Origin of the sequence: Pseudomonas sp. Irchel 3E13, assembly GCF_900187455.1 — a bacterium.
Classification (GTDB): domain Bacteria; phylum Pseudomonadota; class Gammaproteobacteria; order Pseudomonadales; family Pseudomonadaceae; genus Aquipseudomonas.
On sequence record NZ_FYDX01000017.1, the window covers coordinates 22,210 to 45,206 of the forward strand.

Genomic DNA, 22,997 nt, shown 5'->3' on the forward strand with positions numbered 1-22,997 from the left:
ATGGAAACCCGCGCGCACCATGTGCTGATCGGTATGGTCACCGTCCTGGTGGTGGCCGGCGCCATGCTGTTCGGCCTGTGGCTGGCCAAGTCCAGCGTCGACAGCACCTTCAAGGACTACGAGGTGGTGTTCAACGAGCCGGTCACCGGCCTGTCCAAGGGCAGCGCCGTGCAATACAGCGGGATCAAGGTGGGCGATGTCACCAGCCTGCACCTGGACCCCGCCGATCCGCGCCGGGTACTGGCGCGCATCCGCCTGAACGCCGAAACCCCGGTGAAACAGGACACCCAGGCCAAGCTGACCCTGACCGGTGTCACCGGCACCTCGCTGATCCAGCTCAGCGGTGGTACTCCGGAAAGTCCGCCGCTGGTGGGCAAGGGCAGCAAACTGCCGGTGATTATCGCCTCGCCGTCGCCGATCGCCCGCCTGCTGACCAACAGCAGCGACCTGGTGACCAACATCAACCTGCTGCTGCACAACGCCAACCGCCTGTTCTCCGAAGAAAACGCCACGCGCCTGGGCTCGACCCTGGAACACCTGGAGCAAACCACCGGCGCCATCGCCGCGCAGCGCGAGGACATCAGCCATGCCATCCGCGAACTGGCGACCATCGGCCAGCAGGCCGGCGCCACGCTGGAGCAAACCAGCGAGCTGATGCGCAACGCCAACAAGCTGCTTGGCAGCCAGGGCCCGCAGATCGTCAACAGCGCCGACCAGGCGATGCGTTCGCTGGCGCAGAGCACCGCGACGCTCAATGCGCTGCTGGAAAGCAATCGCGACGCCATCGACAGCGGTGCCCAAGGCTTCCGCGAGCTGTCGCCGGCGATCCGCGAACTGCGTGACACCCTCAACTCGCTCAAGGGGATTTCCCGTCGCCTTGAAGCCAACCCCAGCGGCTACCTGCTCGGCCGTGATCAAAACAAGGAGTTCGAGCCATGAGCCTCGCCAGCCGCCTGACCCTGGCCCTGCTGATCAGCCTGAGCAGCGCCTGCTCGATCCTGCCCCAGGCCGAGAACGCCGAGGTTTATCGCCTGCCGGCGGCGGTGGCCGCGTCGTCGACCAGCGCGCCGGTGAGCTGGTCGTTGCGGGTGAACAAGCCGCTGGCCAGCGACATCTTCAATGTCCCGCGCATCGCCGTGGTGCCGCAGGGCGACCAGATCAGCAGCTATAAGGGCGCGCGCTGGACCGACCCGGCCCCGACCCTGCTGCGCAATCGCATCCTCGATGCCTTCCAGCGCGATGGCCGGGTGCCGCGTTTGAGCGCCGACGACAGCAACCTGCAAGCCGACTACGAGCTGGTCGGCGAGCTACAGGCATTCCAGAGTGAATACAGCGCCCAGGGCATCAGCGTGGTGATCCGCCTGGATGCGCGGCTGGTGGAGGGGCGCACCCAGCGCATCCTCGCCAGCCGTCATTTCGAAGTCCGCCAGCCACAGGCCGACAAGGAAATCCCGGCGGTGGTCAGTGGCCTGGGCCAGGTCACTGACCGGTTGATGGCGCAGTTGCTCGACTGGACCGTAGCCGAGGGCAACCGCTATCAGGCGAAGAACCAGTAGCAGACCGCAATGGCCGACAGCACGCCGGCCAGTTCAGCCAACAGCGCACAGCCCACCGCGTGGCGGGTGCGCTGGATACCGACGGCGCCGAAGTACACCGCCAGCACGTAGAAGGTGGTTTCGGTGCTGCCCTGCACCGTTGCCGCTACCAGCGCCGGGAAGCTGTCCACGCCGTGGGTCTGCATGGTTTCGATGAGCATGGCCCGCGCCGCGCTGCCGGAGAACGGTTTGACCAGTGCGGTGGGCAGGGCATCGACGAAACGGGTGTCCCAGCCCAGCCATTCGACCGTATGGCGAATCCCGTCCAGACCAAATTCCAGCGCGCCGGACGCCCGTAGCACGCCAACCGCGCACAGCATCGCCACCAGATACGGCAGGAGGTTCTTGGCGACGTCGAAGCCTTCTTTCGCGCCTTCGACGAAGGTTTCGTACACCTTCACCTTCTTCAGCGCGCCAACCAGCAGGAACAGCATGATCAGGCCGAACAGGGTCAGGTTGCCGAGGATCGACGACAGGTTGGCCAGCGCGGTGGCGGACAGCCCGGCCAGCAGTGCCATGAACGCGCCCAGCAGCAAGGCGCCGGGCACCAGATAGGCGAGCACCACCGGATCCCACAGGCGCAGGCGCTGCATCACCGCCACCGAGAGCAGGCCGACCAGGGTCGAGCCGGTGGTGGCGATGAGGATCGGCAGGAACACCAGCGTCGGGTCCATCGCGCCTTGCTGGGCGCGGTACATGAAGATGGTCACCGGCAACAGGGTCAGCGACGAGGCGTTGAGCACCAGGAACAGGATCTGCGCGTTACTGGCGGTGGTCGGGCTGGGGTTCAGCTCCTGCAGGGCGCGCATGGCCTTGAGGCCGATGGGCGTGGCGGCGTTGTCCAGGCCCAGGCCGTTGGCGGCGAAGTTGAGCGTGATCAGGCCCAACGCCGGATGGCCGGGCGGGACTTCCGGCATGAGCCGGCGGAACAGCGGGCCAAGCACCTTGGCCAGCCACTCGACGATCCCGGCTTGCTCGGCGATCTTCAGAAAGCCCAGCCAAAGGGTGAGGGTGCCGAACAGCAGGACCATGACCTCGACCGACAGCTTGGCCATGGCGAAAATGCTTTCGACCATCGCCGCGAAGACCCCGGCGTTGCCGCCCACCAGCCATTGCACCAGGGCCGAAATGGCCGCCACCACGAAAAAACCAAGCCAAAGGCCGTTGAGCATCCGTTAACTCCCCCAAAGATGGGCTGAATGATAGCGGCCGGCAGAACCAGTGTCCTCTGTTGCGACCCCTTCAGGGCCTTATCGCGAGCAAGCTCGCTCCTACCGATACGCTGCCTCGCGATAAGGCCCCTACAAACTCACAGAAAACAAAAAGCCCCGACGAATCGGGGCTTTCTCATTCAGCAAGACAACGACTCAGGATTTGACGGCCTTGCCAGCCACCGCCACTTCCTTGCTGCGCCAGTGCGGCAGCGAATCCCAGTACTTCTTGCCCTTGGCATCGTCGTACATGCCTTCCCAACGGGAGATGACCAGGACCGCCAGAGCGTTGCCGATCACGTTCAGGGCGGTACGCGCCATGTCCATGATGCGGTCGACACCGGCGATGAACGCCAGGCCTTCCAGCGGAATGCCAACGCTGCCCAGGGTGGCCAGCAGGACCACGAAGGAAACGCCCGGCACGCCAGCGATGCCCTTGGAGGTGACCATCAGGGTCAGCACCAGCAGCAACTGCTGGCTGATGGACAGGTCGATGCCGTAGAGCTGGGCGATAAAGATCGCCGCGATGCTCTGGTACAGGGTCGAACCGTCGAGGTTGAACGAGTAACCGGTCGGCACCACGAAGCTGCAGATGGCCTTCGGCGCGCCGTAGGCTTCCATCTTCTCGATCACTCGCGGCAACACGGTTTCCGAGCTGGCGGTGGAGTAGGCCAGGACCAGTTCGTCCTTGAAGATGCGCATCAGCTTGATGATGGAGAAGCCGAACAGGCGCGCCACCAGGCCCAGCACCATGAAGGCGAAGAAGGCGATGGCGAAGTACACCAGCAGCACCAGCTTGGCCAGCGGCAGCAGCGAGGCGAAGCCGAAGTTGGCGACGGTCACGGCGATCAGGGCGAACACACCGATCGGGGCGTAGTTCATGATCATGTGGGTGACCTTGAACATGGCTTCGGAAACGCCCTGGAAGGTCTTCACCAGCGGGTCGCGGATTTCCGCGTTGAGGCTGGACAGGCCCAGGCCGAACAGTACCGAGAAGAAGATGATCGGCAGCATTTCACCGCGCATCAGCGCCGCGAAGATGTTCGATGGAATCAGGTTGAGGATGGTCTCGATGAACGCGTGTTCATGCTGCACCTCGGCCGCGGTGGCCTGGTACTTGGAGATGTCCACGGTGCCCAGGGTGCTCATGTCGATGCCGGCGCCCGGGTGGAACAGGTTGGCCAGGACCAGGCCGACGACGATGGCGATGGTGGTCACCACCTCGAAGTAAATGATGGTCTTGAGGCCGATACTGCCAAGTTTCTTCGCATCGCCAACCCCGGCGATACCCACGATCAGCGACGAAATCACGATCGGGATGACGATCATCTTGATCAGGCGAATGAAGATGTCACCGGCTGGCTGCAGCACATTGCTGATCCACCATGCCTTTTCTGCACTGAAATGATTCAGCAGTGCTCCGATGGCGATACCCAGTACCAGACCGATGAGGATCTGCCAGGCGAGGCTCAGTTTTGCCTTCTTCATGTCATTACCTTTTTGTTCAAGTGGACACGGGCATTGCGCTGTAACCAGCATTCCAGAGCTATTAAAAGGGGTCTGGAAGACTTCTTCGGTAACAGTCAAAGGCACCGCAGAAGGTCATCGCGAGCGAGCGGTAATGAGCGCTGGCAGGCGAAAAAAGGCGCAACTATTCAGGCGTGGAGGGGCCTAGTCTAATGCCGGAAACGAGTACCCCATGCCGAATCGGCATGATCTTTTCGGCAAAAAACGGTCGTCAAGGAGGGTTGCGAGGAGGGTGTTCGGGATTCCGAATACGATCAATCCGCCATATTGCGGCAGATTCGGAGGGTAATCGGCAGGTGCGGAAGGCAGGTGTTCGACAATCCGAATGGATGAAAACACATCGGCGCATGTAGGAAAAAGCCGAAAATATTTTTGCCGGACAGACGAGCGGGTGGCGGATTTGCCATCTGTCGGGAAGAAAGGGCTGCCGGAATGAATACGGCCGGGAGAGCCCGTCGAAGGTATCCCGGATTACGGGACACCCTGACAGACCACTCCCGGCGTTGCTTCCTGACCCGGCCCTCGACGGAGGCACTCCTTGTACCCCTAGGCCCCTCCGATCTTGTAGCAATCAGAGCAGCCCGGCCCCTTGGTCATGCGCCTGCCCTCCTCGAGTGGGCGCAACATAGAAGCTTGAACGGTGAAAAGGTTCAGCTTCTGTCTCTGTCCCGAAGCACCCGGCGGGGCTTCAGTACCAGTTCGGATCACGCTTGAGTTGTTCCCTGAGCATGGCCTGCATGCCCGGGTCGGGGTCACCCAGCCAGCGATAATCGGCGTGGCGGGTCGGTGACTTGTCACCGGGCAGACCCTCAGGCACCTCAACCAGCATTCCGTAGGCTTTTTCCTTATCCCAACGGAAGGCCACGATCAGACGCTTGTTCAGGCATTTGCCTTCGCTTTCGCACAACGGTCCGACCAGATACTTGTCGCCGTCTTCCTCGACCGCTGACATCTGCTGCTCGGAAACGCCGCTGAGGTTGAGCACCCACTCGGGCAACCGCTCCTCTTTTTTGACCATGTCCTGCCAGGTTTCCCGATACTCGGGGTCCGCACCGAGAATGTCGGTGGCCCGGACCTGGCCGTCATTGGCCGCCATTGCCGCCGTGCAGCCGCCCAGCAACAGGGCGGCGGCCAGGGCGTTGCGTATCACGCCTTTCATTGGTTCAACCTCGACCGCGACGTCCGAAGAAGAAGGAAGCCACGAACAGCACCAGGAAGATAATGAAGAGGATCTTCGCGATACCGGTAGCGGCGCCGGCGATACCACCGAAGCCCAGCACGGCAGCGACAATGGCGATAATCAGGAAGGTAATGGCCCAACTCAACATGGTGATTCTCCTTCTGTTATGGAAAGGGTCCTTGGCCGTTCGCCGTTAAAACACCCAGCGTTCTTGTGGAACATGGGCAGCGGCGGTGGCGGCTGGCAGCGCTTTGGAGCGCATCAGCGGAGCGGTTTGCAGGGGCACGGCACGGCTTTCATGCAGGCGCTCGACCTGGATTGCGAGCTGGCTGTCGACCTGTTTGACCTGCCAGGCGTGATACACCTGGCCGGCAATCAGTGTCAGCAGCAGCGCCAGCGAGAGAAACAAAAGCTGGCGCAGATGTAATGGCGATATAAGCACCAGGGCGGCGGGTGTGCGGTTCATGCCGGGCTCCTCTTGCTGCATCTTGTTATGACCTGGAAGGGTCATTGCAGCCTGCATGCCAGCCCGCATCTAATAATATTTTCTATATAAATCAATAATTTACGTATGTGGCAGATACCGTTGGGAAAGCATCCTGCACGATGCCCCCTGACGGCGTCGTGCTTTTTGCATGGTCAGAGACTATTTTTCCGTAGGAATTTTCCCAAATTTAGGTCGGCAAGCAGGGAGCTAGCATGCAAGGAAAGGAATGAATCAGAATTGACCATGCAACTTGCCCGATTTTTCCGACACTAACCAAGATAATTCCTAAGGAGCGCATGGAAAATGGAGTCAGCCCCAGATCCTCAAGGCCGCATTCTGCTGGTGGACGATGAGTCCGCCATCTTGCGTACCTTCCGTTATTGCCTGGAGGACGAGGGCTATACCGTCGCCACCGCCAACAGCGCTGCGCAGGCCGAAACCCTGCTGCAGCGTCAGGTGTTCGACCTGTGCTTCCTCGACCTGCGCCTGGGCGAGGACAACGGCCTCGACGTCCTCGCACAGATGCGTATTCAGGCCCCGTGGATGCGCGTGGTGATCGTCACCGCCCATTCGGCGGTGGATACCGCCGTGGATGCTATCCAGGCCGGCGCCGCCGATTACCTGGTCAAGCCTTGCAGCCCCGACCAGTTGCGCCTGGCCACCGCCAAGCAACTGGAAGTGCGCCAGCTTTCGGCGCGCCTCGAAGCCCTCGAAGGCGAAATCCGCAAGCCCAAGGACGGCCTGGACTCCCACAGCCCGGCCATGATGGTGGTGCTGGAAACCGCCCGGCAGGTGGCGACCACCGACGCCAACATTCTGATCCTCGGCGAGTCCGGCACCGGTAAGGGCGAACTGGCCCGGGCCATCCATGGCTGGAGCAAGCGCGCGCGCAAGGCCTGCGTCACCATCAACTGCCCGTCCCTGACCGCCGAACTGATGGAAAGCGAACTGTTCGGCCATAGCCGCGGCGCCTTCACCGGCGCCAGCGAAAGCACCCTGGGCCGGGTCAACCAGGCCGACGGCGGCACGCTGTTCCTCGACGAAATCGGCGACTTCCCCCTGGCCCTGCAACCCAAGCTGCTGCGGTTCATCCAGGACAAGGAATACGAGCGGGTCGGCGACCCCGTCACGCGCCGCGCCGATGTGCGCATCCTCGCCGCGACCAACCTCAACCTTGAGGACATGGTCCGCGAAGGCCGTTTCCGCGAAGACCTGCTCTATCGCCTCAACGTCATCACCCTGCACCTGCCGCCGTTGCGCGAGCGCAGCGAGGACGTCCTGACCCTGGCCGATCGTTTCCTCGCCCGCTTCGTCAAGGAATACTCGCGGCCGGCGCGGGCCTTCAGCGAAGAAGCCCGGGCCGCGCTGCTCAACTACCGCTGGCCGGGCAACATCCGCGAGCTGCGTAACGTGATCGAGCGCGCGAGCATCATCTGCCCGCAGGAGAAAGTCGAAATCGTCCACCTCGGCATGGCCGAGCAACCCGCCAGCAATGCACCGCGCATCGGTGCCGCGCTCAGCCTGGACGAACTGGAACGCGCGCATATCGGCGCGGTACTGGCCACCAGCGACACCCTCGACCAAGCCGCCAAGACCCTGGGGATCGACGCTTCGACGCTGTACCGCAAGCGCAAGCAGTACAACTTATGAAATGGGCGATGAAGTTGCGGACAAGGCTGTTTCTCAGCATTTCGGCGCTGATCACCGTGGCCCTGCTCGGCCTGCTGCTGAGCCTGGTCAGCGTTCAGCAGATGGCCAGTTCGCAGGAAGCGATGATCCGCAACAACACCTATGTCCTCGACATGGGCCTGAAGATGCGCCAGAACCTCAGCGAGCAACTGACGCAGATTCTCGACGAGAACAGCGATGCGTCGGTCCTTAGCCAGTTGCAGAGCGAGTTCCAGCGGTTGCTGGACGAGGGCCTGAGTCATGAGCAGCAGGCCGACGGCTTCGATGACTTCACCCGCGCCAACAGTGAGTTTCAGCACTTCCTCCGCGAACTGCGGGCTACCTCGGCGCCGGCGCGCAACCTGAGCGTCGATCAGCCACTGGGGCAAGCCTTCAGCGCGCTGCGCAGCAGCCTGATCGAATCCCACAAACAGGCCGTCGAGCAGATTCGCGGAGCGGAGAAAGTCTCGCGGGAAAAAGCCGTGCTGATGTCCGGGGTGCTGGGCTTCGTTGGCCTCGCCGTGCTGGGCCTAGGCTTTCTCACCGCGCACGGCATCGCCCGTCGCTTCGGCCAGCCGATCGAGGCGCTGGCTACCGCAGCCGACCAAGTCGGGCGCGGTGATTTCGAGGTGACCCTGCCGGTAACCTCGGCACTGGAAATCAACCAACTGGCCCGGCGCTTCGGCCTGATGGCCGAGGCGTTGCGCCAGCATCAGGCGACCAATGTCGATGAACTGGTCGCCGGCCAGCAACGCTTGCAAGCCGTGCTCGACAGCATCGACGACGGCCTGCTGATCATCGACCGCCAGGGTCGCCTGGAACACCTCAACCCGGTGGCCCAGCGCCAATTGGGCTGGGACGACTCCCGCGCCGGCAGTCGCCTTGGCGAAGCCATGCAGCGCCCCGAGCTGGACCAGCAACTGCATCTGGTCCTGCGCGGCGGCAATCTGGAGCGGGTGCCGGAAGACCTGCACCTGGAGATCGAAAAGGAAAACCGCGTGCTGACCTACAGCCTGACGCCGGTCTGCCGCCCGGACGGGCAGATCCTCGGTGCGGTGATGGTGCTTCACGATGTGACGGAGCAGCGCGCGTTCGAGCGGGTCCGCAGCGAGTTCGTGCTGCGCGCCTCCCACGAACTGCGCACGCCGGTGACCGGCATGCATATGGCGTTCGGCCTGTTGCGTGAGCGGGTCAAGTTTCCCGAGCAGTCCCGCGAGAGCGACCTGTTCGACACCATTGGCGAGGAAATGCAGCGCCTGACCCAACTGATCAACGACCTGCTGAATTTCTCGCGCTATCAAAGCGGCCAGCAGAAGCTGGAGCGCAGCCTCTGCCCCCTTGATGAATTGCTGGAGCGGGCGCGAGCGCGTTACGCCAGTGCGGCGGCGGCCAAGCATATCGACCTGCAACTGGAGCTGGGCAACCCGCTGCCACGGATCCAGGCCGACGTCGCCCAGCTCGACCGGGTGCTGGACAACCTGCTGGACAACGCCATTCGCCACACCCCGTCGGGCGGGCGCATCCGCCTGCAGGCGAGGCGACATGGCGAGCGGGTAATCATCAGCGTCGAAGACAACGGCGAAGGCATTGCCTACAGCCAGCAGGGCAGGATCTTCGAGCCTTTCGTCCAGGTCGGACGCAAGAAAGGCGGCGCCGGCCTCGGCCTGGCGCTGTGCAAGGAGATCGTCCAGTTGCATGGCGGGCGCATGGGGGTTTATTCGCGGCCCGAGCAAGGCACACAGTTCTACATGGCGCTGCCGGTCTGAGGCGTTTCAGGCTTCGTCGTCGATGCGCCGTGGGCCCAGGCGCCGACCGCGGGTAATCAGCTCTACGAACTGGCGGGCGCTCAGCGGATGGGCGAACAGCCAGCCCTGGCCATAATTCACGCCCTCGCTGTTGAGCAGCAGCGCCTGGTCTTCGTATTCGATGCCCTCGGCGATCACCCGCAGTTGCAGGGCATGGGCCATGCGGATGATGTGCGGGGCGACGCCACTGCTGGCGGCATCATGGCCCAGGGCATCGATGAACGCCTTGTCGATCTTCAGGCAATCCACCGGCAGGGTCTGCAAATAGGCGAGGCTGCAATAGCCGGTGCCGAAGTCGTCGATCAGCACTTGATGGCCCACCGCCCGCAGCGCCTGAAGGTTGTCCCGGGCCACCACCACATCGATCAGCCCACGCTCGGTCACCTCGAACGCAATCTGGCTCGCCGCCACATGGTGCGTGGCCAACAGCCGCGCCGCCACCCGGCCGATGCGCGGCACCATCACGTCGCAGGCGGCAAGGTTGACCGAGATGTACAGCTTCGGATTGGCGCGCAAGAGCTGGGCCAACTGGTCGAACACCCGTTGCAGGACAAAGTCGGTGATCTGGCGAATCTGGCCGGTGTTCTCGGCCAGCGGGATGAACAGGTCGGGGCTGGTCAGCGAGCCGTCCGGACGGCGCCAGCGCACCAGCGCCTCGGCGCCCACGCAGTTGCGGCTGGTGAGTTCGAAGATTGGCTGGTAGAGCACCTGCAATTCACCCCGGCGCAAAGCGCCTTGCAGTTCCGAGCTCATGGAGCGGCTCTGCCGCACCAGTTGCAGCACCGCCCAGCCAATGCACCAGGCCAGCAACAGGCTGCCGGGGAACAGCAGCCAGAGCACGCCGTTTATCTTCAAGGGCAGGCTGGCGCGTGGGGCAATCAACACCAGTTGGTAATCCGGCGACTTGGTCGGCATGCGGTAAACCAGACGGTCCGGCAGTTCCACCAGCGCTTTCGTGGAAACCGGCGGCCAGACGTCGCCGGGTGGCGGCCATGCCTGAACCGGGCCCAACACCGGCACGGCGCGGGCGCCGCGGTCGAGCACCACCAAGAGGCTGCCGCCGGCGGGCAGGTCGACCACATCAGTGAGGTGGCCGCGCGACGTGGACACGCGAAACGGCCCGCGCCCCAGCACCAGCGCGGCGCGGTTGTCATCGGGCTCGGTGCTGGTGTTGAGCCAGTAACTGTAGGTGGGGCCCTGAATGTCCGGGGGCGGCAGGGATTCGAAGGTGCGATCGCCAAGACGGTTGGAGCAGGTTTGCTGGCCGTCCACATAGGCGGCCTCGAAGACGAAGCGATTATTGAACGCCACCTGCTGCAAGGCCGCGAGCATAGTGGCGTCGCAACCGCGAGCCGGCTGCGCCTGGAGTTCATCGACGCCTTCGCGCAATTGCCCGAAGATCTGCTCCAGCCGGTCGAGGAAGCGCTCGCCGCGGGCATTCATCTGCTCGCTTTCGTTGACCTGCAACTGATGCATCGCCACGCCGAGGCTGGCCAGCAGCAACAAGATCGCACTCGCCGAGGCCGCAAGCGTGGCCAGTAGCCAGGGACGATAGAGCAGGCCGCGCAACATCAGGAGGGCAGATGACATCAAAAATATCCCGTCGAGTACCAAGAGGTATAGCAACAGGAGGACGACTCAGCCTGCCCGTTGGGCGGCGGCCTTCAGGCCCCATCAGCGGGCGTTGTTGAGCACCTGCAGGATCGCCGCCGTCTGCGCGTCGGGCTGGCCGTCGAAACGCTGCGCACGGAAGCGCATCTGGAAGGCGGCAAGGACATGACGGGTGGCGACATCCAGCTCGCCGCTCTGCTCGATCGCATAACCGAAGCGGGCGAGTTGCTGCTGATACCAGGTCACGCTGGGCGGATTGACCGCGAAGCGCGCTTGCACCTGCGCCACCGCCCGCGCGTCGGGCCAGATGCCCAGACCGGCATCAGCCAGGCGTTTCCAGGGAAACAGCGGGCCGGGATCAAGCTTGCGCAGCGGGGCAATATCGCTGTGGCCAATGATGTGCCGCGGCTGGATGTTGTTGCGTTGGACGATGTCCTTGAGCAAGACGATCAGCGACTGGATCTGCGCCTCGCTGTACGGGTGCCAGACCCGCCCGGTTGACGTGTCGGTAAAACCGGGATTGACGATTTCGATACCGATGGAGGTGGAATTGAGCCAGGTGCGGCCTTCCCACTGGCTGTCACCGGCATGCCAGGCCCGGCGGCTTTCATCGACCAGTTGGTAGATGGTGGCGTCGCGATCATCGCCGATCAGGTAGTGGCTGCTAACTTCGCCATGGGTCAGCAGTGCCAGCGAGCGTTCGAGAGAGGCATTGGTGTAATGCAGCACGACGAACTGGATGCGGCTGTCCTGGTTGGCCGAGACATGGCTGCGATCGATGCGCAGTTGCGGGCCGCTGCTGCAACCTGCCAGCACGGCCAGCAGGAGGAGGGAGAAAAACGCTTTCATGAAAAGAGGGCGACGCCTGGGAAGTCTGTAATGCAATAGCATAACGTACCTCACTGAAGGCCGCTCACCCCTGTTCGACGCGGTTGCGACCCTGGTGTTTGGCCCGGTAGAGCGCTTCGTCGGCCCGCTTGAGCACCGCGTCGCTGCGTTCACCGGAGCGGAATGCGGTGATGCCCACCGACAGGGTGATGGTGACCCGCTCGCCCTTGAAGTGGAACGGGCAGGCTTCCACCGCCGCGCGCAGGCTCTCCGCCAACTGTAGACCACCGGCGATGCCGGTCTGCGGAACCAGCAGGACGAACTCCTCGCCGCCGAAGCGGGCGATGAAGTCGCGAGTGCGCAGGCGCTTGCGCAGTTCATTGGCGACGATCTTCAACACCTTGTCGCCCGCCAGGTGGCCGTAGTTGTCGTTGATGCGCTTGAAATGGTCGAGGTCGAGGATGGCCATCAGCAGGTGACCGCCTTTTTCCTGCCAGTCGGCGACTTCCAGGTCCAGCCGCTCGGACCACGCCGCACGGTTCGGCAAGCCGGTCAGCGGATCGATCAAGGCTTTCTGCCGCTGCTCTTCGAGGTGCTCGCGGTAGCCCTGGGCTTCCTGCTCCATGTGCGCGACACGCTCGGCCAGGCCCTTGAGGCGGGTGGACATTTCCTGCTCGCGCTTGTCGCGCTCGCTCTGGTGCTCGTCCATGGTGCCGAGCAGGCCTTCCAGGCGGTTTTCCAGAATGTGCTTGAGGCTGTCGACGTCTGCCGCACCCTGCACGCTGGTTTGCAGGCCGTCGACCTGTTCGCGCAACTGGCTGTTCAGGTCGCGTTCGGCGGTCTGGTTGTCGGCGTGCCCTTCGCTGGCTTCCTGCAGATGGCTCTGGAATGACTCCAGGCGCTCGTTGAGCTGTTGCAGGTACGCCTCGAATTCGTGCTGGCCACTGTCGGTGATGGCCAGCATCAAGACGGCCAGGTCGTCCAGCACCGGCAGCAGTTCGTACCAGTTCAGCCCGTGTTCGAGACGATCACGCACGGACTGCGCCTGCGGCTGGTGGCGTTCGGGCAGCGTCAGGTCGTCGAGCAGGCCAAGCAGGGTTTCTTCGATGTGCGTGGCGACCGAACTGTAGGTCGGCTCGGTGCCATCGGGGAGCGAATACAAAAGCTCTTCCGGGGTCAGCTCCTGAGCGGGCTCTTCGGTCGTTTCCGGGGTTTCGTCCGTGGGACGTTCCGCTTCCGGGCTTTCGACGGGCTCTGCAGGTGCTTGCGGCTGATCCTCGGCCGGGGCGGCGGCGGCCGCAGTGACCTCGACAGGCTCGACTACGGCGACAGGCTCGGCGGGCGTCTCGATCTCGGCAGTTGGCGGCGGCGCTTCGACAGGCGCAGGTTGCGGCGCGGGTGTCGGGGCGCGGTGCTCCGTCACCTCAGCGGCAACCGGAAGCGGCCGCAGCTCATCAACATCCGCCAACGGCGCGTCTTCGACCTTCCGCGCCGGCGGTGGCGCAGCTTCGACAGGGCGCTCATCGGCGACGGCCGGGGCGACATCCGCTTCGGCCTCGGCATCGCGGCCACCGAACAGGCGCTGCAACAAGCCCGGCTGCTTGTGCTCCTCGGGATTGTTCAGCAATTCCAGCGCCTGGCCTTGCAGCTTGCTCAGTTCGCCGAGGAGCAACGGAACCTCGCGCGACTGGCTGGCGCGGGCTTCCACCTGCTTGGCGAACTTCTTCAGCGGACGGCGGACATCACTGGGCAGTTCCAGCGCCTGCAACTGGTTGACCAGCGCGGTGAGCGCAGTGCTGACCTGGGAAACCCGGGTGGCACGGCGTTGCTCGGACTCGAGCACGGCCTTTTCCAGGCGCGGGATCAAGCCGGCGAGGGCGGCGTCCATGTTGTCGGTGCGGATGACGTCGCGCATTTCCTTCATGCACTCGTCCACCACGCGGTCGCTGCCTTCAGCGGCGAGGGTGCTGCGCACGAGGCCACGGCGCAGCAAGTCGAGGCGGGCATCCCAACGGCGCTCCAGCTTCTCCTGCTGCTCGATACTCTTGAGGTACTTCTCTTTCCAGCGCTGGGCTTCGTCGGTCATGCCTGGGTCCGCAAAGGAGGGGACTAACGCAAAACCGGAAGCGTATCCACAGTCAGTGCATCAGGCAAACGAATCTCAACGGCCACCGGCAAATGATCGGAAATTGGCTGGGAAAGGACTTCGACCCGTTCCAGGGTCAGGGTCGGACTGAGCAGGATATGGTCCAGGCAGCGCTGCGGGCGCCAACTGGGGAAGGTCGCCTCGACCTGCGGGGCGATCAACCCAAGGTCACGCAGCGGCGAGTGTTGCAGCAGGTCAGTGGCGTGGGTGTTCATGTCGCCCATCAACACCTGATGGCGATAACCACTGATCAGTTCACGGATATAGGCCAGTTGCCGCGCCCGGGTCTTGGAACCGAGGGCCAGGTGCATCATCACCACGACCAACGCGTCTTCGCCTTCGCCAAAGCGCACCAGGATCGCGCCGCGCCCTGCCGGGCCGGGCAGCGGGTGATCTTCCAGCAACTGCGGCTTCAGCCGGCTGAGTACGCCATTGCTGTGTTGGGCGAAACGCCCTAGGTTGCGGTTGAGCTGCTGGTACCAGTAGGGAAAGGCACCAAGGTGGGCGAGGTGTTCGACCTGATTGACGTAGCCCGAGCGCAGGCTGCCACCATCGGCTTCCTGCAGGGCCACCAGGTCGAAGTCGCTGAGCAGGTCGCCGATCTTCTGCAGGTTTCCGGCACGCCCGGTGTGCGGCAGCAGGTGTTGCCAGCCGCGGGTCAGGTAGTGCCGGTAGCGCTCGGTGCTGATACCGACCTGGATGTTGAAGCTGAGCAGGCGCAGACGACCGTCTTCCGGAAGGCTGTTCTCCACCAGATGATTTTCGTTGACCCGTGGATCACACAGGCCGGCAATCCGCTCGCTTCTCCAACGTCTCATGGTGATCGCCGCTTACTTGGCGGCACGCTCCTTGGCGATCAGTTGATCGGCAACGTTCAGCACGCCTTCCGGGCCGCCAGCAGTGCCCAGGTCGAAGCGGTATTTGCCGTTGACCACCAGGCTCGGAACACCGGTGATTTCATACTTCTTCGCCAGTTCCTTGGCCTGGTTGATCTGGCCTTTGATCGCGAAGGAGTTGAAGGTCGCCAGGAACTTGTCCTTGTCCACGCCTTGGGTTGCCAGGAAGTCAGCCATTTCGTCCGGCTTGGTCAGGTGTTTCTTCTGGTTCTGGATGGCATCGAAGACGGCGGCATGAACCTTGTGTTCCACGCCCATGGCTTCAAGAGTCAGGAACATCTGGCCGTGAGCATCCCACGGACCGCCGAACATGGCGGGAATGCGCTTGAAGTTGACGTCGGCGGGAAGTTTTTCGGACCACGGATTGATGGTCGGCTCGAATGCGTAGCAGTGCGGGCAGCCATACCAGAACAGCTCAACGACCTCGATCTTGCCCGGCTGGGACACCGGCACCGGGTTGCTCAGCTCGATATATTGCTTGCCCGCCTCGATTGGCTCGGCAGCCTGTGCAGTCATACCGAAAGCGCTGGCAGCCACCAACGCGGCGCTGAGAATCAGTTTACGCATGCTTTACTCCTGAGCAGTCATGGGTCGCCCTGAAACGACCTATCTTCTGACAGGCCAAGGCGGGTGCGAGTTCGTAAGTGTAACGGCAGTAGAACGAAAAAAGGGCGGCCGAAGCCGCCCTTTTCATGTTCGTGACGCACCATTAACCCAGCGTTAAGGTGCGTCCCCGGATCAGTGCAGACCCTGGATGTAGCTGGACAGCGCTTCGATGTCCTTGTTGCTCAGCTTGGCGGCGATCGAGCGCATGGCCATGGCGTCGCCGTCGTTGGTGCGCTCGCCTTCGCGGAACGCGGTCAACTGCTTGGCCACATAGCTGGCGTGCTGGCCGCCCAAATGCGGGAAGCCGGCGGCTGCGATACCCGCGCCATTTGGCGAGTGGCAACCGGTGCAGGCCGGCAGGCCCTTGCTCAGGTCACCGCCGCGGAACAGTTCTTCGCCACGCTTGACCAGTTTCGGATCGGCGGCACCCACGCTGCCTTTCTGGCTGGAGAAATAGGCGGCGATGTCGGCCAGGTCCTGATCGGAGAAGGCGGTGAGCATGCCGGTCATTTCCAGCACCGTGCGCTTGCCCGCCTTGATGTCGTTGAGTTGCTTCAGCAGGTATTTGTCACCCTGGCCTGCGAGCTTCGGAAAGTTCGGTGCCAGGCTGTTGCCGTCCGGATTGTGACAAGCGCCACAAACAGCGGTTTTGCTCTGACCGGCAGCGGCATCGCCAACGATAGTGCCTGCGGCATTGGCGCCGCCTGTAACGCCCAAGGTCAACAGCAGACTCACGAGTAGTTTGTTCATCAGCTAATCCAACTACGGCTAAGGGTGAAAGAGTTATGTATCGGGCCTACTGGCTCATCCATCGGATGATTGCCTGGTAGTCCTCGGCACTGCAGTCCATGCACAATCCACGCGGCGGCATAGCCTTGAAACCCTGGGTTACATGCCCGACCAACATCTCCATACCCTGCGCCAGTCTTGGCTCCCAAGCCGCACTGTCACCCGCTTTCGGTGCCTGTGGCAGCTGCCCGGCGTGACAAGCCGCACACGTGCGGTTGTACAACGCCTCGGGATCCTGTGTAGCCTGAGCGCTGAAAAACGGTATCAAGACACCGAATGCAAGCAGCCATTTCGTCATGCGAACGACCTTTCAGGGTTGGGGGTTGCACTGCGTTCTGTCGCGCAATCTGTAATTCTAGGCCCCCGTGCACATCGTCCTACGCTGGGATAATGCGCACACAAAATCTAGGGCATTATATACTCCCGTTACCGAAACGGAAACGACACCGCTTGCCGAGCCAGCCTCTGGCAACACCCAAACCGGACATCCCATGCAAGTCAAAAACCCCATCCTCGGACTTTGCCAAACGGCGAAATTCGCCATCAGCGCGGCAAAAGTCGATCAATGCCCGCCCGATGCAGGTTACGAAGTCGCCTTCGCCGGGCGTTCCAACGCCGGCAAATCCAGCGCCCTCAACACCCTGACCCACGCCAGCCTGGCCCGCACCTCGAAAACACCGGGGCGTACCCAGTTGTTGAACTTCTTCAGTCTGGACGACGATCGGCGTCTGGTCGACCTGCCGGGCTACGGATATGCAAAGGTCCCGATCCCGCTCAAGCAGCACTGGCAGCGCCACCTGGAAGCCTACCTGGGCAGCCGCGAGGCCCTGAAGGGCCTGATCCTGATGATGGATGTGCGTCACCCGATGACGGACTTCGACCGGATGATGCTCGACTGGTCGATCGCCAGCGGCATGCCGATGCACATCCTGCTGACCAAGGCCGACAAACTGACCTTTGGCGCAGCCAAGAACACCCTGCTCAAGGTGCAGTCGGAAATTCGCAAGGGTTGGGGCGAAAGCGTCACGATCCAGCTGTTTTCGGCACCGAAACGCCAAGGCCTGGAAGAGGCCTACGCGGTGCTGGCACGCTGGATGGAATTGGCTGACAAGCCCGCAGAATAAGGCTTCGGTGGCTTTTGCCCGGCAAACGCCGGGCAAAAAAAACCCCGGACTTCGTATGGGGAGGGGGAAGTTCGGGGTTCAAGTTCCGAACCGCTAGGGCGGGGTCCGGATATCTGCCAACACTTAACACAACATAGGAGCATTGAAGGGCTTCACCAGCCATTCAGTACCTCTGAGTAGCGATTCACCGGTTTAGTTCCTGAGCCGTGAAAACTATTTGCGATAAGTAGGAAAATTCTTAAGACCAACCCCGCCAGCGAGACAAATGCCGCGACCTTATGCCGCAGCATTTCCCTGCATTTTCAATGCGCTTCGTCCCAATTCGCGCCAATTCCGACGTCAACCAGCAGCGGAACATCCAGTTGCGCAGCGCCGCTCATGTGCGGGCGAATTTCTTCACGAACCTGCTCCACCAGGTCTTCGCGCACCTCCAGCACCAGTTCGTCGTGTACCTGGAGGATCACCCGGGCATCCAGCCCCGAGTTTTGCAGCCAGTTATCCACCGCCACCATGGCGCGCTTGATGATGTCGGCGGCCGTGCCCTGCATCGGCGCGTTGATCGCGGTGCGCTCAGCGCCGGCACGTTCCTGCGGACGGCTCGAATTGATGGTCGGCAAGTACAGCCGGCGATCGAACAGGGTTTCCACGTAGCCCTGATCCGCGGCCTGCTTGCGGGTGCTCTCCATGTATTCGCGAACGCCGGGATAGCGGGCGAAATAGGCATCGATGTAGGCCTTGGCCTGCTTGGTTTCGACGCCGATGTCCTTGCCCAGCTTCTTCGCGCCCATGCCGTAGATCAGACCGAAATTGATCGCCTTGGCGCTGCGCCGTTGGTCGGAAGTCACCGCCTCCAGCGGCACGTTGAACACTTCCGCGGCGGTGGCGGTGTGCACGTCCAGGCCGTTGCGGAAGGCGTTCATCAAGCCCTCGTCGCGGGACAGGTGCGCCATGATGCGCAATTCGATCTGCGAGTAGTCCGCCGCCAGCAACTTGTAGCCCTTGGGCGCGACGAACGCCTGGCGAATACGCCGGCCTTCGGCGGTGCGCACCGGGATGTTCTGCAGGTTCGGGTCACTCGACGACAGCCGACCAGTGGCAGCCACCGCCTGCCCGTAGGAGGTATGGATGCGACCGGTGCGCGGGTTGATCTGCTCCGGCAGGCGGTCGGTATAGGTGCTCTTGAGCTTGCTCAGCGAGCGGTACTGCATCAGCACCTTCGGCAGCGGATAGCCTTCCTCGGCCAGTTCGTCCAGAACCTCTTCGGCGGTGGACGGCTGGCCCTTCGCGGTCTTTTTCAGCACCGGCAGGCCGAACTTGTCGTAGAGGATCGCGCCAAGCTGACGCGGCGAACCGAGGTTGAACTCCTCGCCAGCCAGTTCGATGGCTTCGCGTTCCAGCGCGGCCATCTTGTCGCCCAGTTCCTGGCTCTGGATTTTCAGCAGGTCTGCATCCACCAGCGCACCCTGGCGCTCGATCCGCGCCAGTACCGGCACCAGCGGCATCTCGATGTCGGTCAGCACGCTGGCCAGGCTCGGGATGGCCTGCAGTTGCGGGAACAGCGCCTGGTGCAGGCGCAAGGTCACGTCGGCGTCTTCGGCGGCGTAAGGCCCTGCCTTCTCCAGCGGGATCTGGTCGAAGGTCAGTTGCTTGGCGCCTTTGCCGGCGATGTCCTGGAAGGTGATGGTGGTGTGTTCCAGGTACTTCTTCGCCAGGCTGTCCATGTCGTGACGGATGGCCGTGGAATTGAGCACGTAGGATTCGAGCATGGTGTCGAACGCCACGCCGCGCACTTCGATGCCATTGGCCTGATCACCCTCGATGGCGCAGTTGGCGAGGATGTTCATGTCGAACTTGGCGTGCTGGCCGACCTTGAGCTTGGCCGGGTCTTCCAGCAACGGCTTGAGCGCACGCAACACCTGACTGCGGTCCAGTTGCACTGGCGCGTCGGGGTAGCTGTGGGTCAGGGGGATGTACGCCGCTTCATGCGCCTTCACCGCGAACGAGACGCCGACCAGTTGCGCCTGGTGGGCGTCGATCCCGGTGGTTTCCGTATCGAAGGCGAACAGCGGGGCATCCTTGAGTTTCTGCAGCCAGACGTCGAAACGCGCCTGGTCGAGGATGGTTTCGTACTCTGGAGCGGCCGGCGCTACGACCTCGGCAGCGACCGCCGCCTCGGGCGTGACAGCCGCCGCCGTCAGGTTCAGCGCAGCCGCTGGCGCTGGTTGCGCTGCACGGCGGACTTCCCGGTCGAGGTCGTCGATCCAACCCTTGAACTCCAGCAGGGTGTAAAGCTCCCGCAGTTTCTCGCGGTCTGGCTCGCGCAGGTGCAGGTCGTCCAGGCCCACGTCCAGCTCGACATCGCACTTGATGGTCGCCAGTTGATAGGAGAGGAAGGCCATCTCCTTGTGCTCCAGCAGCTTGGCCGGGAGGGTCTTGGCGCCGCGGATCGGCAGGGACGGGACCTGATCAAGGTTTTCATAAAGCTCTTTCAGGCCGCCGTTCACGCCGACCAGCAGGCCGACGGCGGTCTTCTCGCCGACGCCCTTGACCCCGGGAATGTTGTCGGCGGTATCGCCCATCAGCGCCAGCAGGTCGATGATCTGCTCCGGCGCGACACCGAATTTCCCTTTTACGCCTTCGATGTCGAGCACGGTTCCGGTCATGGTGTTGACCAGCGTAATGTGCTCGTCGACCAGTTGGGCCATGTCCTTGTCACCGGTGGAAACCACCACCGGACGGGACGCCGCCGCACTGCTGCGGGCCAGGGTGCCGATCACGTCGTCAGCCTCGACCCCTTCCACGCACAGCAGTGGGAAACCCAGGGCGCGGACCGCGGCGTGGAGGGGCTCGATCTGCACGCGCATGTCGTCGGGCATGCTTGGGCGATTGGCCTTGTAGTCGGCGAACAGCTCGTCGCGGAAGGTCCCGCCCTTGGCGTCGAACACCACCGCGAACGGGCTTTCGGGGTATTGCTTGCGCAGGCTCCTGAGCATGTTCAACACCCCCTTGACCGCGCCGGACGGCATGCCTTTCGAGGTGGTCAGCGGCGGCAGCGCATGGAAGGCGCGGTAGAGGTAAGAAGAACCGTCCACCAGGACGAGGGGGGTTTGGCTCATGAGCGGAATCAACCTTTTCGACGGGCCCGGCGCTAGAATGTCCGGAACATTGACGACAAAGGGACAAGGTTATCATGGGTACATTAAATCGCCTGTTGTTGCTCGGCCTGCTCGCTACCGCTCCTGTCGCGGCCATTGCAGCAGACGACGCGCCCTCCGCCGACCCGGACGTAACCATTCGCCAGGAAGGTGACAAAACCATTCAGGAGTACCGTCAGAACGGGTTCCTGTACGCAATCAAGGTCACACCGAAAGGGGGCAAGCCCTACTTTCTGGTGCGCGCGGACGGCACCGATGCCAACTTCATCCGCTCCGACCAACCCGACATGCTGATTCCGGCCTGGAAGATCTTCGAGTGGTAACGCGGACCTTTAACATCCACCCGGCACGTCGATACGACGTGCCCGTATGAGCAGTTTTTGACCATGTCTGTCTTCACCCCCCTGACCCGGCCCGAGCTGGAAACCTTTCTGGCCCCTTACGGACTGGGTCGCCTGCGGGACTTCCAGGGCATTGCCGCCGGCACCGAGAACAGCAACTTCTTCATCAGCCTCGAACAGGGTGAGTTCGTGCTGACGCTGGTCGAACGCGGGCCGATCCAGGACCTGCCGTTCTTCATCGAACTGCTCGACGTGCTGCACGAAGCCGACCTGCCGGTGCCTTACGCGCTGCGCACCACCGACGGCGCCGCCCTGCGCGAACTGGCCGGCAAGCCGGCGCTGCTGCAACCCCGCCTGGCCGGCAAGCACATCAAGGTCACCAACAACCAGCATTGCATCCAGGTCGCCGCGTTCGTCGCGCATGTTCACCTGGCAACCCGCGGCAAAGTGCTGGAGCGCAAGACCGACCGCGGCCTGGACTGGATGCTGGAAACCGGCAACGAACTGATGGGCCGCCTGACCCCGGAACAGCAGGCGCTGCTACAGGCCAGCCTGGACGAAATCGTCGCCCACCAGCCACAGATCATGGCGCTGCCACGGGCCAACCTGCACGCCGACCTGTTCCGCGACAACGCGCTGTTCGAAGGCACGCACCTGACCGGCGTGATCGACTTCTACAACGCCTGCTCCGGGCCGATGCTCTACGACCTGGCGATCGCCCTGAACGACTGGTGCTGCGACGAAGCCGGCGAAATCGACCCGGCCCGCGCCCGCGCCTTCCTCGGCGCCTACGCGGCGCTGCGCCCGTTCACCGCAGCCGAAGCCCAGCTCTGGCCGGTGATGTTGCGGGTGGCGTGCGTGCGGTTCTGGCTGTCGCGGCTGATTGCCGCCGAGTCCTTTGCGGGGATGGATGTGTTGATCCATGACCCGGCGGAGTTCGAGGTGCGCCTGAAGGCGCGGCAGGATGTGGAGCTGGCGTTGCCGTTTGCGCTTTGAGCCTCTAAAAGCATCGCTGCGGTTCGGGGCGCCGAACCGCAGCGATTGCAGCCGCTACAGACTTTCCAGACACCCCGCCAACCCATTCCCCAGGTTGTCCAGCAACTGCTCATACCCCTGAGCAGTCACTGGCAGCGTGCCGCCCAGTGCATCCAGTTCCGCCAGTTTCACCGGCAACCCCGCCGTCAGGGTCTCGGCCAGACGCGGCCGCAGCGGCGGTTCGCTGAACACGCAGGTCTTGCCTGCTTCCTGAAGGCGCTTGCGCATCGCCGCGACATGCTGGGCGCCCGGCTGGACTTCCGCCGCCACGCTGAACACGCCCGCGTGCTTCAGGCCATACGCCGACTCGAAGTAATCGAACGCCTCATGGAAGACGAAGAACGGCTTGCCCGCCACGCCCGCAACACGGTCTTTCAAGCGCTGGTCCAGCGCGTCGAGGCGCTGTTCGAAGGCGTTCAGGTTGCTCTGGTAACGCGCGGCGTTGGCCGGATCCGCAGCACTCAGGTCGGCACTCATGCGCCCGGCGATCACCCGCGCGTTGACCGTCGACAGCCACAAATGCGCATCAAGGCTGCCGGGGCGGTGGTCGTGATCGTGCTCGTCGGCATCGTCGCCGTGTTCTTCGTGCTCGTCATGTGACTGGCTGTCCTCGCCAAAATGGCGCAGGTGCATGCCCGGCAGGCTCTGCACCGGGACGGTCGGCTTGCTGCGGCCATTCAGCACCCGCGGCAGGAAACCTTCCATGTCCGGGCCGATCCAGTACAGCAGGTCGACCTCGGCCACCCGCCGCACATCCGACGGGCGCAGCGCGTAATGATGCGGCGACGCCCCTGGCGGCAGCAGCACTTCAGGCTTGCCGACACCGTCCTGGACCGCCGCGGCGATCAGTTGCAGAGGCTGGATGCTGGTCAGTACGCGTACCTCGGCGTGCGCCGGGAGGACGACCAGGGTTGAGACAAAAGCGACAAAAAGGGCAAAAAATCGGGACACGATGACCACTCAATGAGGCAAAGACAGGTAACATAATAACGT

General features: G+C 63.1%; 21 protein-coding genes. 7 read left to right on the top strand and 14 right to left on the bottom strand.

The genetic code is table 11. The features are described from left to right. Together CKW37_RS25805 and CKW37_RS25810 are read left to right on the top strand one after the other, a co-directional pair. On the top strand, positions 1-939 hold the full coding sequence (locus tag CKW37_RS25805) for an MlaD family protein (protein WP_095159030.1): 939 nt from the start codon (positions 1-3) through the stop codon (positions 937-939). Then, a complete protein-coding gene (locus CKW37_RS25810; protein ID WP_095159031.1) occupies positions 936-1,556 on the top strand; it encodes an ABC-type transport auxiliary lipoprotein family protein in 621 nt (206 codons plus the stop codon). Before CKW37_RS25805 ends, CKW37_RS25810 begins: the two co-directional genes overlap by 4 nt. Here the strand turns inward: CKW37_RS25810 and CKW37_RS25815 are convergent. The 5 genes from CKW37_RS25815 to CKW37_RS25835 form a co-directional block, all read right to left on the bottom strand. After that, positions 1,538-2,767 (bottom strand): nucleoside recognition domain-containing protein, encoded by a 1,230-nt coding sequence (locus CKW37_RS25815; RefSeq protein ID WP_095159032.1) that lies wholly within the window; start codon positions 2,765-2,767, stop codon positions 1,538-1,540. The genes CKW37_RS25810 and CKW37_RS25815 overlap by 19 nt on opposite strands. A gap of 195 nt (positions 2,768-2,962) precedes the next feature. Further along, entirely contained in the window at positions 2,963-4,294 is a 1,332-nt protein-coding gene (gltP, locus tag CKW37_RS25820; protein ID WP_095159033.1) for a glutamate/aspartate:proton symporter GltP, read from the bottom strand. 727 nt (positions 4,295-5,021) lie between these two features. Continuing rightward, the gene (locus CKW37_RS25825; RefSeq protein WP_095159034.1) at positions 5,022-5,492 is read right to left on the bottom strand and encodes an inhibitor of vertebrate lysozyme family protein; all 471 of its coding nucleotides are present in this window, start codon (positions 5,490-5,492) and stop codon (positions 5,022-5,024) included. Between the two features lie 4 nt (positions 5,493-5,496). After that, positions 5,497-5,661 (bottom strand): DUF1328 domain-containing protein, encoded by a 165-nt coding sequence (locus tag CKW37_RS25830; protein ID WP_042127667.1) that lies wholly within the window; start codon positions 5,659-5,661, stop codon positions 5,497-5,499. Positions 5,662-5,706: 45 nt separating this feature from the next. Beyond that, complete coding sequence (locus CKW37_RS25835) at positions 5,707-5,979, bottom strand: hypothetical protein (protein WP_095159035.1); 273 nt, start codon at positions 5,977-5,979, stop codon at positions 5,707-5,709. A gap of 324 nt (positions 5,980-6,303) precedes the next feature. Between CKW37_RS25835 and algB the strand changes: the two genes are divergently transcribed. Further along, on the top strand, positions 6,304-7,650 hold the full coding sequence (algB, locus tag CKW37_RS25840; protein WP_095159036.1) for a sigma-54-dependent response regulator transcription factor AlgB: 1,347 nt from the start codon (positions 6,304-6,306) through the stop codon (positions 7,648-7,650). Continuing rightward, complete coding sequence (locus CKW37_RS25845) at positions 7,647-9,434, top strand: ATP-binding protein (RefSeq protein WP_095159037.1); 1,788 nt, start codon at positions 7,647-7,649, stop codon at positions 9,432-9,434. Before algB ends, CKW37_RS25845 begins: the two co-directional genes overlap by 4 nt. A 6-nt stretch (positions 9,435-9,440) precedes the next feature. On the opposite strand, the gene CKW37_RS25850 is transcribed toward CKW37_RS25845, so the two are convergent. From CKW37_RS25850 to CKW37_RS25880, 7 genes are all read right to left on the bottom strand, one after another. Then, positions 9,441-11,063, bottom strand: a complete 1,623-nt coding sequence (locus tag CKW37_RS25850) for an EAL domain-containing protein (protein ID WP_095159038.1) — start codon at positions 11,061-11,063, stop codon at positions 9,441-9,443. 84 nt (positions 11,064-11,147) lie between these two features. After that, complete coding sequence (locus tag CKW37_RS25855; protein ID WP_095159039.1) at positions 11,148-11,933, bottom strand: N-acetylmuramoyl-L-alanine amidase; 786 nt, start codon at positions 11,931-11,933, stop codon at positions 11,148-11,150. Between the two features lie 64 nt (positions 11,934-11,997). Beyond that, positions 11,998-13,998: a GGDEF domain-containing protein gene (locus tag CKW37_RS25860; RefSeq protein WP_095159040.1), complete on the bottom strand. Its 2,001-nt coding sequence runs from the start codon at positions 13,996-13,998 to the stop codon at positions 11,998-12,000. A 23-nt stretch (positions 13,999-14,021) separates the two neighbouring features. After that, complete coding sequence (locus CKW37_RS25865; RefSeq protein ID WP_095159041.1) at positions 14,022-14,876, bottom strand: endonuclease/exonuclease/phosphatase family protein; 855 nt, start codon at positions 14,874-14,876, stop codon at positions 14,022-14,024. A 12-nt stretch (positions 14,877-14,888) separates the two neighbouring features. Beyond that, positions 14,889-15,521 (bottom strand): thiol:disulfide interchange protein DsbA, encoded by a 633-nt coding sequence (gene dsbA, locus CKW37_RS25870; protein WP_095159042.1) that lies wholly within the window; start codon positions 15,519-15,521, stop codon positions 14,889-14,891. Positions 15,522-15,692: 171 nt separating this feature from the next. Further along, positions 15,693-16,310 (bottom strand): cytochrome c, encoded by a 618-nt coding sequence (locus tag CKW37_RS25875; RefSeq protein WP_095159043.1) that lies wholly within the window; start codon positions 16,308-16,310, stop codon positions 15,693-15,695. A 46-nt stretch (positions 16,311-16,356) separates the two neighbouring features. Continuing rightward, complete coding sequence (locus CKW37_RS25880; protein WP_095159044.1) at positions 16,357-16,647, bottom strand: cytochrome c5 family protein; 291 nt, start codon at positions 16,645-16,647, stop codon at positions 16,357-16,359. Positions 16,648-16,840: 193 nt separating this feature from the next. Between CKW37_RS25880 and yihA the strand changes: the two genes are divergently transcribed. Beyond that, the gene (gene yihA, locus CKW37_RS25885; RefSeq protein ID WP_095159045.1) at positions 16,841-17,473 is read left to right on the top strand and encodes a ribosome biogenesis GTP-binding protein YihA/YsxC; all 633 of its coding nucleotides are present in this window, start codon (positions 16,841-16,843) and stop codon (positions 17,471-17,473) included. 302 nt (positions 17,474-17,775) lie between these two features. Here yihA and polA read toward each other — a convergent pair whose 3' ends face one another. Beyond that, positions 17,776-20,589, bottom strand: a complete 2,814-nt coding sequence (polA, locus tag CKW37_RS25890; RefSeq protein ID WP_095159046.1) for a DNA polymerase I — start codon at positions 20,587-20,589, stop codon at positions 17,776-17,778. A gap of 74 nt (positions 20,590-20,663) precedes the next feature. On the opposite strand from polA, the gene CKW37_RS25895 reads away from it, so the two are divergent. Both CKW37_RS25895 and CKW37_RS25900 read left to right on the top strand, forming a co-directional pair. Further along, complete coding sequence (locus tag CKW37_RS25895) at positions 20,664-20,951, top strand: DUF2782 domain-containing protein (RefSeq protein WP_095159047.1); 288 nt, start codon at positions 20,664-20,666, stop codon at positions 20,949-20,951. A gap of 63 nt (positions 20,952-21,014) precedes the next feature. After that, complete coding sequence (locus tag CKW37_RS25900; RefSeq protein ID WP_095159048.1) at positions 21,015-21,965, top strand: homoserine kinase; 951 nt, start codon at positions 21,015-21,017, stop codon at positions 21,963-21,965. A gap of 54 nt (positions 21,966-22,019) precedes the next feature. On the opposite strand, the gene CKW37_RS25905 is transcribed toward CKW37_RS25900, so the two are convergent. Further along, the gene (locus tag CKW37_RS25905; protein WP_095159049.1) at positions 22,020-22,955 is read right to left on the bottom strand and encodes a zinc ABC transporter substrate-binding protein; all 936 of its coding nucleotides are present in this window, start codon (positions 22,953-22,955) and stop codon (positions 22,020-22,022) included. Positions 22,956-22,997 lie beyond the last annotated feature (42 nt).